Origin of the sequence: Nonomuraea sp. NPDC048826, from assembly GCF_043198225.1 — a bacterium.
In the GTDB taxonomy this organism is placed as follows: domain Bacteria; phylum Actinomycetota; class Actinomycetes; order Streptosporangiales; family Streptosporangiaceae; genus Nonomuraea.
In genome coordinates this window covers 154,595-168,475 of the sequence record NZ_JBICUQ010000003.1, presented here as the reverse complement: position 1 = coordinate 168,475, position 13,881 = coordinate 154,595, and the positions used below count along the sequence as shown (strand labels likewise).

Genomic DNA, 13,881 nt, shown 5'->3' with positions numbered 1-13,881 from the left:
ATTCACATTCTTGAATATTGACCGTGATGTGTGTCACTGGTTACTTTTCTCAGGACTCGCCCACATCTACGACACTTGTCACATATGTGAACAGGAGGCGGTCTTATGTCACGTCGTCTGCTCGGGGTCGCGCTGGTGACGACCCTGGCCGTTACGCTGACAGGCTGCGGCTCCGGGGGAACAAGCTCCAACACGGACGATGCGCTGGAGATCTGGATCAGGCAGGCGCCCGATTCCGAGTCCGCCAAGACGGCGCAGCGGCTGGCAGAGGCGTTCACCAAGGCCAGCGGCGTCCAGACCAAGGTGGTCGCGCTCTTCGACGACTTCGAGACCAAGCTGCAACAGCAGGCGGCGCAGCGCGACCTGCCCGACATCGTGATCAACGACACCGCCCAGATCGGCAACATGCAGACCCAGGGCTGGCTCACCGAGGTCGACAAGGCCTCGCTCGCCGGCGGCGACAAGGTCTCCGACCTCGCCTGGAAGGCCGCCACCGCCAGTGACGGCAAGACCTGGGCCGCGCCGTTCTCCGCCCAGGCCTTCGCCATCATCGCCCGCAAGGACTGGCGCGAGAAGGTCGGCATGGAAGTGCCGCAGACCTGGGAGGACCTCACCGCGCTGGCCAAGGCCTTCACCGAGAAGGACCCCGACGGCAACGGCCAGAAGGACACCTCCGGCTTCGTCATCCCCGGCGGCACCAAGCGCGGCTACGCCTCGTGGTACGCCTCCTCCTTCATCTACGGCAACGGCGGCGACTTCGTCACCCCGGCCGGCACCGGCGCGTTCACCTCCGCCGTGAGCGACCCCAAGACCGTCGAGGCGGTCCAGTACCTGCAGGACCAGTTCTGCGACGCCAAGACCGTCAACCCGGGCGCGGTCAGCAACGACACCACGGTCACCCACGAGGTGTTCGAGAAGGGCCAGGGCGGCATCTACCTGACCGGCCCGTACGTGCTGGCCCGGTTCGTGGAGAGCATCGGCACCGACAAGATCGAGGTGTACCCGGTGCCCAAGGGCCCGTCCGGCGGCCCCGGCACGCTGGGCGAGGGCGAGAACGTCTACCTGATGGCCGGATCGAAGAACACCGACGGCCAGAAGAAGTTCGCCGAGTTCGCCATCTCCGCCGAGGGCCAGCGGATCGGCATGAACAAGGACGCCAACGGCGCCATCGTCCGCCTGCCGGTCAACTCCGAGGTGGACCTGGCCGCCGAACGCCAGGACCCGCGCTGGAAGGTGTTCCAGGACGCCTACGCCGACGCCGTCTACGCCCATCCGGTGCCGAACTGGGCGCCGATCCGGCAGACGTCCGCCGACTCGATCAACACCGTCTGGGCCGACTGCGCCAAGGACGTCAAGGCCGAGATGGACGCGCTCAACACCAAGCTGACCCAGGAACTGCAGAGCCAAAAGGCATCATGACCCCGACGCTGACCACGGCGCCGCCGCGGGCGGCGGCCCCTCGCCAGGCGCCCAGACGGGCGCGCTGGCGGGGGCCGCTGATCGCCTGGGCCTTCCTCGCGCCCGCCCTGCTGCTCTTCCTGTACTTCAAGTTCATCCCGATGTTCACCGGGCTGACGATGAGCTTTCAGGAGATCCGCTACATCGACAGCACCTGGGTCGGGCTGGACAACTACGCGACCATCCTCAGCGACGACGCCTTCCGCTCGGCGATCTGGCACAGCCTGGTGCTGGCGCTCGGCACCACGGCCGGCTCCCTGCTGTTCGGGCTCGGCCTGGCGCTGCTCATCGAGGGGCCGGCGCGGTATCTCTGGTTCGTCAGGACCGCGGCCTTCCTGCCGGTCGTGGTCACCATGGCGGCGGTCGCCGAGGTGTGGCGGATCATGTACCACCCCGGCGACAACGGCACCCTCAACATGATCCTGGGGTGGGTGGGGGTCGCCCCGCAGCCCTTCCTGGCCGACGAGGACTCCTCACTGCTGTCGATCATGGGCATGAGCATCTGGCGCGGCGCGCCGTACGACATGATGATCTTCCTGGCCGGGCTGGTCGGCATCGACCGCACGCTGTACGAGGCCGCGGCGGTGGACGGGGCGTCCACCTGGCACCGGCTGCGGCACATCACGCTGCCCGCGCTGCGGCCGGTGTTCTGGATCCTGTTCACGCTCGCGGCCATCCGCGGCCTGCGGGTCTTCGTCGAGGTGTACGTGCTCACCAACGGCGGGCCGAACGGCTCGTCCGAGGTGCTGATGACGCTCATCTACAAGCTCGGCTTCCAGACCGGCGAGCTGGGCATCGCGTCCGCGGGCGGGATCGTGCTGTTCGCGGCCACGCTGGCGCTGACCGTCCTGGTCCAGCTGATGCGCAGGAGGCAGTCGGCATGATGAGGTTCGACAGCGCGCTGGGGCTGGAGTCGCGGCGCGGCCCGTTCGCCACCGCGGGCAAGATCCTGCTCTACTCGGGCATGGTGGTGGTGTTCACCGGGCCGCTGGTCGGGCTGCTGATCAGCGCCTTCAACAAGACGCTCGACCCGACCTCCTTCACCTGGTGGCCGGACGAGTTCACGTTCGACAACTTCGTGCACGCCGCCGACCGCAACGTCTACCACTACCTGTTCAACTCGTTCGTGGTGGTCGGGTTCGGGCTGCTGCTGCAGGTGATCGTGAGCGTCTTCGCCGCCTACTCGCTGGCGCGCAAGAAGTTCCGCGGCATGGGCGTGGTCATGCTGATCATGCTGGCCACGATGATGCTGCCCGAGGAGATCATCGCGATCCCGCTCTCCCTGGTGCTGGCCGACATGCCGGTGCTGCACCTCAACCTCATCGGCACGTACGCGGGCATGATCCTGCCGGTCGGGGCCTGGGGCTTCTCGATCCTGGTCATGACCGAGTTCATGAAGGAGGTGCCGGTCGAGCTGGAGGAGGCCGCCCGCATCGACGGGGCGGGCGAGCTGCGCACGTTCTTCACGATCATCCTGCCGCTCTGCCGGCCCGCGCTGGGGGTGATCGGGGTGTTCGGGTTCACCATGATCTGGGACCAGTATCTGCTGCCGCTCATCGTGGCGCCGGAATCCAGCATGTGGACGCTGCCCATAGCGCTGCGCTCGCTCCGGTCGGACGAGGAGGTGGGCATCGGGGTGCTGCTGGCGGCGACGCTGCTGGCGCTGCTGCCGTCGATCATCGCGTTCCTCGCCTTCCAGCGCCAGTTCATGCGCGGGCTCACGAGCGGGGCGGTGAAGGGGTGACCGCGTCCATGTATCTGGACAACATCCCATATGCTGACGGCCAGAAGTCGCAGTCGAGATGGGACGAGCATGGAGCCGCAGTTGGTCAAGTCCGCCGAGCGGACCGTACGCATCCTGGAGACCCTGGCCGCCTCCCCCCACACGCTGACCCTGGCGGAGCTGCAACAGCGCACCGGGTTCCCGCGCAGCAGCCTGCACGCGCTGATGCGCACACTGGTGGAGCTCAACTGGGTGGAGACCGACGCCGCCAGGTCCGCCTTCGGCATCGGCCCGCACGCGCTGCTGACCGGGACCGCCTACCTGGACAAGGACCCGGCGCTGCCGTACGCCCAGGCCACCCTGGAGGACCTCCGGGAGGAGACGGGACAGACCGCCCACTTCGCCCGCAGGGACGAGGCGCACGTCCTCTACCTGGCCACCCGCGAGTCGCGCGACGCGCACCACATCATCCCCCGGGTGGGCAGGCGGCTGCCCGCCCACGTGACGGCGCTCGGCCAGGTGCTGATCGCCCAGCTCACCGACGACGAGGTCAAGGCCCTGCTCCCCGACCCGTTGCAGGCCATCACCGAGCACACGATCACCGACCTGGGCAAGCTGACCGCCGAGCTGGACCAGGTCCGCACCCGCGGCTGGGCCTACGAACGCGAGCAGGGCACCTCGGGCGTGGCCTGCGTCGCCGTCCCGGTCGACTACCGGATCCCGGCCACGGACGCGATCAGCTGCTCGATGCCCGCGGACCTGCCGCCCGACCGGATCGAGCGGGTCATCGAAGCGGTGATCACTCACACCCACAAGCTGGGTGCCACTCTCCGACGGGAGGGCATCCGCTAGAAGGAGGCGTTGATGCGGCTAGAAGGCGTTCTGTTCTTCCCGGTGACTCCGTACGGTCCCGACGGCGACGTGGCCGAGCAGGTGCTCGCCCGGCACGTCGACAGCGGGGTCACGGCGGGAGCGGGAGGGGTGTTCACCGCGTGCGGAACGGGTGAGTTCAACGCTCTCGGCCCCGACGACTACACCGCCGCCGTGCGGGCGTCCGTGGCCGCCACCGGCGGGCGGGTGCCCGTCCTCGCCGGCGCGGGCGGCACCCTCCCCGAAGCCAAGGCCCTGGCCCGCGCCGCCGCCGCCAACGGCGCCGACGGCCTGCTCATCATGCCCCCGTACCTCGTCAGCGCCCCACCGGCCGGGCTGGTCCGCTACGTGCGCGAAGTCGCCGCGGCCGGCGGGCTGCCCGCCATCATCTACCAGCGCAACAACGCCCGCTTCTCCCCCGCCGCCGTCGCCGAACTGGCCCAGCTGCCCGAGGTGATCGGGTTCAAGGACGGGCTGGGCGACCTTGACCTGCTGCAGCGCATCATCCTGACCGTACGCGAGACCGCCGGGCCGGAGTTCACCTTCTTCAACGGGCTGCCGACGGCCGAGCTGACCGTGCCCGCCTACCGGGGGCTCGGGGTCGACCTCTACTCCAGCGCCGCGTTCGCGTTCGTCCCCGAGATCGCGCTGGCGTTCCACCGGGCGATCACCTCCGGCGACGCGGAGCTGACGCGGCGGCTCCTGACCGGCTTCTACAAGCCGCTGGTGGAGCTGCGCGACCAGGTGCCCGGGTACGCGGTCTCGCTGGTCAAGGCGGGCGTCCGGCTCCGCGGGCTGGACGTGGGCGGCGTCCGCCCCCCACTGGTCGACCCGGCGCCCGAGCACGTGGCGGAACTGGAGAAGATCATCGCCGCGGGCCTGGCGATCATCGGCCCCTGACGACCGATCCCCGGGAGGGTTCCGGCCCTCCCGGGGATCGCCGGGAACCTACCGTCCGAGGACGCCGTCGACGCGGCGCGGAATCCCCAGGGGGTTGTCGTCCTTCAGCTCGTCAGGCAGCAGCGCCTCCGGCCAGTCCTGGTAGGCCGTGGGCTCCAGCCACCGGTCGACGGCCGTGGCGCCGACCGAGGTGGTCGCCGTGGTCGTGGCCGGCCAGGGGCCGCCGTGGTGCATGGCCCAGGTGACGGCCACACCGGTCGGCCAGCCGTTCCAGATCAGCCGCCCGGCCTTGCGGCCGAGCACGTCGACCAGCGGCTCCGCCTCGTCGGCGTTCGCGGCGTGCACGGTGGCGGTGAGCGAGCCCTCCAGCCGCTCCAGCACCGGCGGCAGGTCGGCGACCTGCCGATAGGTGACCACGATGGAGGCCGGCCCGAAGCACTCCTCGCCGATGCCGGGCAGCTTCTCGGCGAAGGTGTCGAGATCGGTGGTGAACACCTTCGGCGTCACCGCCCAGCCGCCCTCAGCAGGCCGGCCCGCGGCCAGCAGATCCAGCTGCCCGAGCCGGTCCAGGCCGCCCAGGTAGCCGTCGCGGATCCGCTCGGCCAGCATCGGCCCGCCGCTGGTGCCCTCGACGGCCTCGGCCAGCGCCTTGCGCAGCTCGTCGCCCTCGGGCACGAACATCAGCCCCGGGTTGGTGCAGAACTGCCCCACGCCCTGGGTCAGCGAGGCGGCGAACCCGGTGGCCACCTGCTGCGCGGACGCCGACGGCAGCACCACGACGGGGTTGACGCTGCCGAGCTCGCCGTAGAACGGGATCGGCACCTCGCGCTCGTCGATGAGCCGCTGGATCGCCTTGCCGCCCGCCACGGACCCGGTGAACCCGGCCGCGACCACGGTGGGGTGCCGCACGAGGTCCGCGCCGGCGTCCACGCCGTGCACCAGCCCCAGCAGGTCGGGGTACGGGAGCGCGTCGCGTACCAGCTTGGCCACCCGCTCGGAGGTGCCGGGATGCCCGGGATGCGCCTTGACCACGACCGGGCAGCCGGCGGCCAGGGCGGAGGCGGTGTCGCCGCCCGCCACCGAGAACGCGAACGGGAAGTTGCTGGCCGCGAAGACCGCCACCACGCCGGGCAGCGGGAGCTTCATCCGCCGCACGTCGGGCCGCGGCGGGTCGGCGTGATCGATGATCGCGTCCAGGTAGCCGCCGTCCCTGACCACCTGGGCGAAGAACCTGAATTGGCCGCTGGTCCGGGCCACCTCGCCGCGCAGCCGTACCTCGCCGAGCGCGGTCTCCTGGTCGGCGAGCCGCCACAGCTCGTCGACGTGCGCGTCGAGCGCGTCGGCGACCGCCTCCAGCGCGGCCGCCCGGTCGGCGGCGGGAGCGGCCCGCCAGGCTTGACCCGCGGCCGCGGCGGCGGAGACGACCAAGTCGACCCCGGCGCGGTCGGTCTCGGGCACCCCGGCGCCCACGGGCTCACCGGTCCTGGGGTCGTATCCGTAGATCATCGAATGGCCCTTCGGAGTCTTGACACCTTCTCAGGTCGATTCTTACAGTTGCCGCATTCTGTCCACAAACCTGGCCCCTGTTCACATACATGGACGGCGATCATATGATCATCAGGCAGATCCACGTCACCCCTGTCGCCTTCAAGGATCCGCCCCTGCTGAACGCCGCCGGAGTGCACGAGCCCTGGGCGCTGCGCACGATCGTCGAGGTGGTGACGGACGAGGGCCTGACCGGTCTCGGCGAGACGTACGGCGACCTGGTACACCTGTCCAAGGTACGTGAGTGCGCGCAGGCGCTGATCGGCCTGGACGTGCATCACACCAACCAGATGTACGCGCGCGTCGCGGCCACCGTCGGCGACGCCGTCAGCGATCTGCACGGGCTGACCGGCGTGGCCACCAAGGAGAAGAGCATCGACCGGGTCTACTCCCCGTTCGAGGTGGCGTGCCTGGACATCCGCGGCAAGGCCGCCGGCGTCCCCGTGGTCGACCTGCTCGGCGGCCGGGTCCGCGACGCCGTCCCGTACAGCGCCTACCTCTTCTACAAGTGGGCGGGCCACCCGGACGCGGACCCCGACCGCTTCGGCGAGGCGCTCGACCCGGCCGGGGTGGTCGAACAGGCGTCGCTGTTCATCAAGGAGCACGGCTTCACCTCGATCAAGCTCAAGGGCGGCGTGTTCCCGCCGGACGAGGAGATCGAGGCCGTCAAGGCGCTGCACGAGGCGTTCCCCGGCGTGCCGCTGCGCCTGGACCCGAACGCCGCCTGGACCGTCGACACGTCCGTCCGGGTGGGCCGGGCGCTGGAGGGCGTCCTCGAGTATCTGGAAGACCCCACACCCGACATCTCCGGCATGGCGGAAGTAGCGGCCAAAGTGCCCATGCCGCTGGCCACCAACATGTGCGTGGTCACCCCCGAACACCTGCCCGAGGCCATCGCCACCCGCGCCATCGGCGTGCTGCTGCTGGACCACCACTACTGGGGCGGCCTGCAACGCTCGGCGCAGATCGCCGCGCTCTGCGGCACCTTCGGCCTCGAACTGTCCATGCACTCCAACTCCCACCTCGGCATCAGCCTCGCCGCCATGACCCACCTGGCCGCCGCCACCCCCAACCTCACCCACGCCTGCGACACGCACACCCCCTGGCAGGACGGCCAGGACGTGGTCGCCCCCGGCGCACTCCGCTTCGAATCCGGCGCCGTCCCCGTGCCGGCAGGCGTCGGCCTGGGCGTCGAACTGGACCGCGACGCGCTGGCGGTCATGCACGAGCAGTACGTCAACTGCGGGGTCACCGCCCGCGACGACACCACCTACATGCGCCGCATCCAGCCCGACTTCACCGCCAGGAGACCGCGCTGGTGACCCTCGCCCACACCGCGAGAAGACCGCGACCGCCACCGCCACCCAAGCCCTAAAAGGACCACGACCGCGACCATCAACCACCCCGAGAAGACCACGACCGCGACCATCAGCCATCCCGAGAAGACCGCGATCGCGACCATCACCCACACCCCCAGGAGGCTGCACAGGTGACCGTGACCCACACCTCCAGGAGGCGGCCGTCGTGAACGTCGCCTACGTCTACCCCTGGGACGTCGTCGGCGACCCCGCCGCCGCCGAACGCATCGCCGCCCTCGGCGTGACCACCGTCGCCCTGGCCGCCTCCTACCACTCCACCCGCGCCGCCACCCCTCACCACCCCGCGCACCGCGTCCTCGACGTCCCGCACTCCGCCTTCTACCTGCCCGTACGCCCCGAAGCCTGGGGCCGCCTCACCCCCGCCGCCCCATCCTGGACCAGCCCCGACGCCTACCTCCTCGCCCAGTCGGCCCTGCGCGCCGCGGGCCTGCGCGTGCACGCCTGGACCGTCCTCACCCACAACGCCCACCTCGGCACCGCCTTCCCGGACCTCGTCGTCCGCAACGCCTTCGGCGACCCGTACCCGTACGCCCTCTGCCCGTCGGCCCCCGACGTCGCCGAGTACTGCGAACGCCTGGTGCGCGAGATCCTAGTGGTGGCCGAGCCCGACGGCCTCATCCTGGAAGGCTGCGGCCCCATGGGCTTCACCCACCAGAGCGTCCACGAGAAGACCGCAGGCGCCGACTACGACCCGGACCTCATGTCCCTCTGCTTCTGCGCCTCCTGCACCCCCCGCTACCCCACCGACACCCGATCCCTCGTCCGCACCGCCCTGGACACCCTCGCCCACGGAGCCCTCTCCCCGCCGCCCCCCGCAACCTCCACCCCGACGCCCCCGGTCCCCGCGGCCCCCGCGAGCCCTGAGCACGCCGCCCATACCAGCCCGCACCCCTCGACCAGCCCCCCGCGCTCCACCCGAGCAGACGCCCACTCCCCCGCCAACCCCGCAGAGGCAGCCCTCAGCACCGCCCACCCAACGGACGCAGCCCCCGACCCCACCAACCCCATCGAGGCAGCCCTCGGCACCGCCCGCCCAACGGACGCAGCCCCCAACCCCACCAACCCCATCGAGGCAGCCCTCGGCCCCTTGGCAGACGAGGTACGGAGGATCCGCGTGGACCTCTCAGCCTCCCTCCGCCACCGCCTCATCACCGCAGCCCGCGAGGCCGCCCCGGACACCCCCATCACCCTGCACGCGAACCCCGACCCCTGGGCCACCGGCCCCTTCGCCGCCCTCCCCACCGGCGACCCGGGCGCCGACGTCCTCGTGGGCAACTGCTGGGGCGACCCCTCCACGGACGCCGCCCGCCTCACCCGCCTGGCTGACCTGTGCACCCCCGGCCAGCGGGTCGGCGCCTACGTCCTGGCCCTCCCCCCACGCCCCGCCGACGCGGAGTCTCTGGCCGAACTCCTCACCATCTACGCCAAGGCCGGCGCGTCCGAATTCCACCTGTACCACGCAGGCCTGGCAAGCCCCCAACGCCTGGCAGCCATGACCCGAGCCCTAACCCTCACCTCGCCCTAACCCTCCCAAGCCCACCGCCCCGCTCCGCCCCGCTCCGCCCCGCTCCGCCCCGCTCCCGCTCCGTTCCCGTTCCCGCTCCCGCTCCGCCCCGTTCCCGTTCCCGTTCCCGTTCCCGTTCCCGCTCCCGCTCCCGCTCATCCACCACCGCACCACGACGCTGCATCACCTTGGGACGTCCCGCCACCACACCACGGCATCCCCACCGCCATCCCGCACGCGGAACCGTTCTCCTCGCGCCGCCGTCCTCCTCGCGCACCCGCTTCCCTTACGGAACCGATGTCCCCTCACGCAGCCGCTTCCCCGGCGGAACCGATGTCCCCTCGCGCACAGCTTCCCAGCGGAACCGGTGTCCTCTCGCGCAGCCGGTATCCCCGCCCCCAGCCCGTCGGCCGCGCAGTCGATGGAGATCCTCACGGGAGGACGGTGGGGTGACCTTCGGCACCTGGATGGACATGTTGGACCCCGCCGACGTGCGCCCGTCGCCCGGATCCCAGCACCGACCACCGGCGAGGTGACACGCGCCTACGACCCCGCCGAGGTAGCCACCAGCTCCAGCGACAAGACACCCCTGTCACCGAACAGCCGACACCAGCCCGTTCTCGTAAGCCGCGATCACCAACTGCGCACGGTCCCGGGCGTCGAGCTTGGCCAGGAGGCGGCTGATGTGGGTCTTGACCGTGGCCAGGCTGAGCTGCAGGTGTCTGGCGATCTCCATGTTGGACAGCCCACGGGCGATCAGCGTCAGCACTTCCCGTTCCCGCTCGGTCACCCCCTCCAGCCCAGGCATCTGGGGTGCCCCAGGCGTCCGTACGAACTCCTCGATCAGCCGCCGTGTGACCGTCGGGGCCAGCAGTGCCTCGCCCTTGGCCACCACCCGGATCGCCGTGAGCAGGTCGGCCGGCGGCGTGTCCTTGAGCAGGAACCCGCTCGCCCCGGCCCGCAACGCGTCGTAGACGTACGCGTCCAGGTCGAACATGGTCACGATGAGGACCCGCGAGGCCTTCCCGATGAGCTTCGTCGCCTCGATGCCGTCCATTTCCGGCATCCGCACGTCCATGAGCACGACGTCGGGCCGTTCCCGCTCCGTCACGGCCACGGCCTCGGCCCCGGTCGACGCCTCGCCCACCACTTCCAGGTCGTCCTCGGAGTCCACCAGCACCCGGAAGCTGCCCCTGAGCAGTGCCTGATCGTCGGCGATGAGCACGCGGATCATGAATCACCCCCGTAGGGCAGGCTGGCCGACACCCGGAAGCCTTGACCGGTGGCTCCGCCCGCCTCGAACGTCCCGCCGTACATCATGACCCGCTCCCGCATCCCGATCAGCCCATGGCCGGGCCCCTTGCCCGGCAGCCCAGCACCAGGCTCTCTGTCGGGCTGCTCGCGGGGACCGGGCCCGTCGTCATTGACCTCGATCCGCACCACCCGCCCGTCGTCGACCACCGACACCCGGCACCGCGCCGGCCCCGCATGCTTGGCCACGTTGGTGAGCGCCTCCTGAACGATCCGATAGACGGACAGCTCCACCCCTTCAGGCAGCTTGTCTCCGGCGGTCCCGCCCGGCACCGGTCCTTCACCAGGAACGACGCGCGTGTCCGGCGCAGGGCGCTCCCCCGCGACCCGTACGTCGAGTTCGACGTTCACCCCCGCTTGCCCGGCCTGGTCCACCAGATCATTCAAGCCCCGGAGCCCCGGCGCAGGACCGCGGGCCGGCGTCTCGGAGGTGCGCAGCACCCCCAGAAGGTGGCGCATCTCGACCAGCGCGTTGCGGCTCGCGGTCTCGATCACGCGCAGGGCGTCGTGGGCTTCCTCCGGCTTGGTGGCGAGCACGTGGTTGGCCACTCCCGCCTTGACCGCGATCAGCCCCACGTTGTGCGTCACCACGTCGTGCAGCTCGCGGGCGATGCGCAGCCGCTCCTCCGCGACCGCCTGCTCGGCCAGGCGCCCGGCCTGCCGCGCCGCGTACATCCGCCGCTCCCGCACGGCGCGGCCGACCGTCCAGGCGCCGCCGAGCGTGGCGATGCCGAACAGCGCCTCGTCGATGCCCAGCAGCCACGCGGCGCCCTCCTGCGATTGCGGGACGCCGCCCACCGCGATCAGCCCGACCCCCGTCAACAGGGCGAGCGCCCCGATCGTCGAGGTGGGCAGCCAACTGCCCCGGTCTTCGGTGACCGCCACCAGGTAGAGCGCGTACGCAGGCGCCACGTACGCGACGCTGAGCGCCCCGCTGAGCACGGCCACCACGGCCAGCACCACCGTGAAGAGAAAGACCGGCAGCGGCCACACCCTCCTCAGGGCCAGAGGCAGCCCCAGCCCCAGCGGAAGGGCGAACCGCGCCCACAGCGGGATCCCGGCGACGGTGACCGTCGCCGTCAGAGCGATCAGCGAGAAACTCACCGCAGCGATCAGATCCAGCGTGATCAGCTGCGAGCGGCTCAGCGGCCCCACGAAGAGGCGGTGAGATTCGTGCACGGGAACGAAGGTAGCCCTCGACCCCGTGTCCGCACGTCAGACCCAGGTCTGACTTTACGGCCCATCCTCGCGGGCGAGTGTCCGCCCCGCCGGAGCGGACCCTGGCGCGGTTCCGCAAGAACAGCACACGAAACCTGATGCTGTGCCTCCGCTGCAGCAGCCCGACACCTGGCGCGGCTCCGCAAGGACAGCAGCCGACACCTGGCGCGGTTGCGCAAGAAACAACAGGCGACACCTGATGCTGTGCCTCCGGTACGGCAGGCGGATGGGCCTGCCGTACCGGTGTGGGGCTCAGACCTCGACCACCACAGGGATGATCATCGGGCGTCGACGGTACGTGTCGCTCACCCAGCGCCCCACCGTGCGGCGCACCACACGGCGGATCTCCTGCATGTCGACCACCCCGTCGGCGGCCTTCTCCTGGAGGGCCTTCTCGATCTGCGGGATGAACTCCTCGAACTGTGCCGGGTCGATGCCCGAGCCGCGCGCGTGGATCTCCGGCCCGGCCGTGAGCTTGCCCGTGCTCGAGTCGACCACGATGACGACGGAGATGAAGCCCTCGTCGCCCAGGATCCTGCGATCCTTCAGCGAGACGTCCGTGATCTCCCCGACCGAGGAGCCGTCCACGTACACGTAACCGGCGTGCACCGCACCGACGATCTTCGCGCGGCCGTCGACGAGGTCGACCACGACGCCGTCCTCCGCGATCACGATGTGGTCCTCCGGCACGCCGGTGAGCGCGGCCAGCTTGGCGTGCGCCCGCAGGTGCCGCCATTCGCCGTGCACCGGCATGAAGTTGGAGGGCCGGGTCAGGTTGAGCACGTACAGCAGCTCGCCGGCGGCCGCGTGGCCGGAGACGTGCACCTTGGCGTTGCCCTTGTGCACGACCCTGGCGCCCCACCGGGTGAGCCCGTTGATCACCTTGTTGACCGCGGTCTCGTTGCCCGGCACCAGCGAGGAGGCGAGCAGAACCGTGTCACCCTCGGTGATGCGGATGGGGTGGTCACGGTTGGCCATCCTCGACAGCGCGGCCATCGGCTCACCCTGCGAACCGGTGCAGATCAGCACCACGTCCTCCGGCGGCCACTGTTCGATGTCGCGGGAGTCGACGACGAGCCCCTGCGGCACGTTGAGGTAGCCCAGGTCGCGGGCCACCCCCATGTTGCGCACCATCGAACGGCCGACGAGCGCGACCTTCCGGCCGTGCTTGGCCGCCGCGTCGATGACCTGCTGGATGCGGTGTACGTGCGAGGCGAAGCTCGCCACGATGACCCGTTGCTCGGAGGTACGGATGACCTCGTCGATGACCGGGCCGATCTCCCGCTCGCTGGTGACGAATCCCGGCACTTCGGCGTTCGTCGAGTCGGACATCAGCAGGTCGACGCCCTCGCTGCCGAGCCGGGCGAACCCGCCCAGGTCGGTGAGCCGGCCATCGCTCGGCAACTGGTCCATCCGGAAGTCGCCGGTGTGGAGCACGATCCCGGCGGGCGTCCTGATCGCCACCGCCAGAGCGTCGGGGATGGAGTGGTTGACCGCCAGGAACTCGCAGTCGAACGGCCCGAAGGTGCGCCGCTCGCCCTCCATCACCTGGTTCTTCACCGGCTGGATCCGGTGTTCGGTGAGCTTGGCCTCGATCAGCGCCAGCGTCAGCTTGGAGCCGACGAGGGGGATGTCGCGCCGCTCGCGCAGCAGGTAAGGCACCGCCCCGATGTGGTCCTCGTGGGCGTGCGTCAGGACGATCGCCTCGATCTGGTCGAGCCGGTCCCGGATGTACTCGAAGTCGGGCAGGATCAGATCGACGCCCGGCTGTTCCGGCTCGGGGAAGAGCACCCCGCAGTCGACGATCAGCAAGCGGCCGTCGTATTCGAAGACCGCCATGTTGCGGCCGATCTCGCCCAGCCCGCCCAGCGCGACGATGCGCAAGCCGCCGTCAGGCAGCACGGGAGGGGGGCCGAGATCAGGATGTGGATGGCTCATGCCCGACCCCCATGGTCAAATCGCGTTCTCAAAAC

Annotated in this window: 11 protein-coding genes; 7 read left to right on the top strand and 4 right to left on the bottom strand. The window is 70.5% G+C overall.

The genetic code is table 11. From position 1 onward, the window contains the following. Nucleotides 1–105: 105 nt before the first annotated feature. The 5 genes from ACGFI7_RS11365 (at nt 106) to ACGFI7_RS11345 (ending at nt 4,951) form a co-directional block, all read left to right on the top strand. Nucleotides 106–1,419, top strand: coding sequence for an extracellular solute-binding protein (locus ACGFI7_RS11365; RefSeq protein ID WP_393402296.1), 1,314 nt, complete (start codon nt 106–108; stop codon nt 1,417–1,419). Beyond that, nucleotides 1,416–2,342: a carbohydrate ABC transporter permease gene (locus ACGFI7_RS11360; RefSeq protein WP_393402294.1), complete on the top strand. Its 927-nt coding sequence runs from the start codon at nt 1,416–1,418 to the stop codon at nt 2,340–2,342. The genes ACGFI7_RS11365 and ACGFI7_RS11360 overlap by 4 nt, the downstream gene beginning before the upstream one ends. After that, nucleotides 2,339–3,202, top strand: coding sequence for a carbohydrate ABC transporter permease (locus ACGFI7_RS11355; protein WP_393402291.1), 864 nt, complete (start codon nt 2,339–2,341; stop codon nt 3,200–3,202). Before ACGFI7_RS11360 ends, ACGFI7_RS11355 begins: the two co-directional genes overlap by 4 nt. Before the next feature lie 69 nt (nt 3,203–3,271). Then, nucleotides 3,272–4,033 carry an IclR family transcriptional regulator gene (locus ACGFI7_RS11350; RefSeq protein ID WP_393402289.1) on the top strand — a complete coding sequence of 254 codons (762 nt, stop codon included), beginning with the start codon at nt 3,272–3,274 and terminating at the stop codon, nt 4,031–4,033. A gap of 12 nt (nt 4,034–4,045) precedes the next feature. Then, nucleotides 4,046–4,951 (top strand): 5-dehydro-4-deoxyglucarate dehydratase, encoded by a 906-nt coding sequence (locus ACGFI7_RS11345; protein ID WP_393402286.1) that lies wholly within the window; start codon nt 4,046–4,048, stop codon nt 4,949–4,951. A gap of 48 nt (nt 4,952–4,999) precedes the next feature. Here the strand turns inward: ACGFI7_RS11345 and ACGFI7_RS11340 are convergent, their stop codons facing one another. Further along, on the bottom strand, nt 5,000–6,457 hold the full coding sequence (locus tag ACGFI7_RS11340) for an aldehyde dehydrogenase (NADP(+)) (RefSeq protein WP_393402283.1): 1,458 nt from the start codon (nt 6,455–6,457) through the stop codon (nt 5,000–5,002). Nucleotides 6,458–6,546: 89 nt separating this feature from the next. On the opposite strand from ACGFI7_RS11340, the gene ACGFI7_RS11335 reads away from it, so the two are divergent. Together ACGFI7_RS11335 and ACGFI7_RS11330 are read left to right on the top strand one after the other, a co-directional pair. Then, complete coding sequence (locus ACGFI7_RS11335; RefSeq protein WP_393402281.1) at nt 6,547–7,818, top strand: glucarate dehydratase family protein; 1,272 nt, start codon at nt 6,547–6,549, stop codon at nt 7,816–7,818. 202 nt (nt 7,819–8,020) lie between these two features. Beyond that, nucleotides 8,021–9,400, top strand: a complete 1,380-nt coding sequence (locus ACGFI7_RS11330) for a hypothetical protein (RefSeq protein ID WP_393402278.1) — start codon at nt 8,021–8,023, stop codon at nt 9,398–9,400. 571 nt (nt 9,401–9,971) lie between these two features. Here ACGFI7_RS11330 and ACGFI7_RS11325 read toward each other — a convergent pair. The 3 genes from ACGFI7_RS11325 to ACGFI7_RS11315 form a co-directional block, all read right to left on the bottom strand. Next, nucleotides 9,972–10,613, bottom strand: a complete 642-nt coding sequence (locus ACGFI7_RS11325; RefSeq protein WP_393402276.1) for a response regulator — start codon at nt 10,611–10,613, stop codon at nt 9,972–9,974. After that, nucleotides 10,610–11,869 (bottom strand): sensor histidine kinase, encoded by a 1,260-nt coding sequence (locus ACGFI7_RS11320; RefSeq protein ID WP_393402273.1) that lies wholly within the window; start codon nt 11,867–11,869, stop codon nt 10,610–10,612. Before ACGFI7_RS11320 ends, ACGFI7_RS11325 begins: the two co-directional genes overlap by 4 nt. A 291-nt stretch (nt 11,870–12,160) precedes the next feature. Then, nucleotides 12,161–13,846, bottom strand: coding sequence for a ribonuclease J (locus tag ACGFI7_RS11315; protein WP_393402272.1), 1,686 nt, complete (start codon nt 13,844–13,846; stop codon nt 12,161–12,163). Nucleotides 13,847–13,881: the final 35 nt, after the last annotated feature.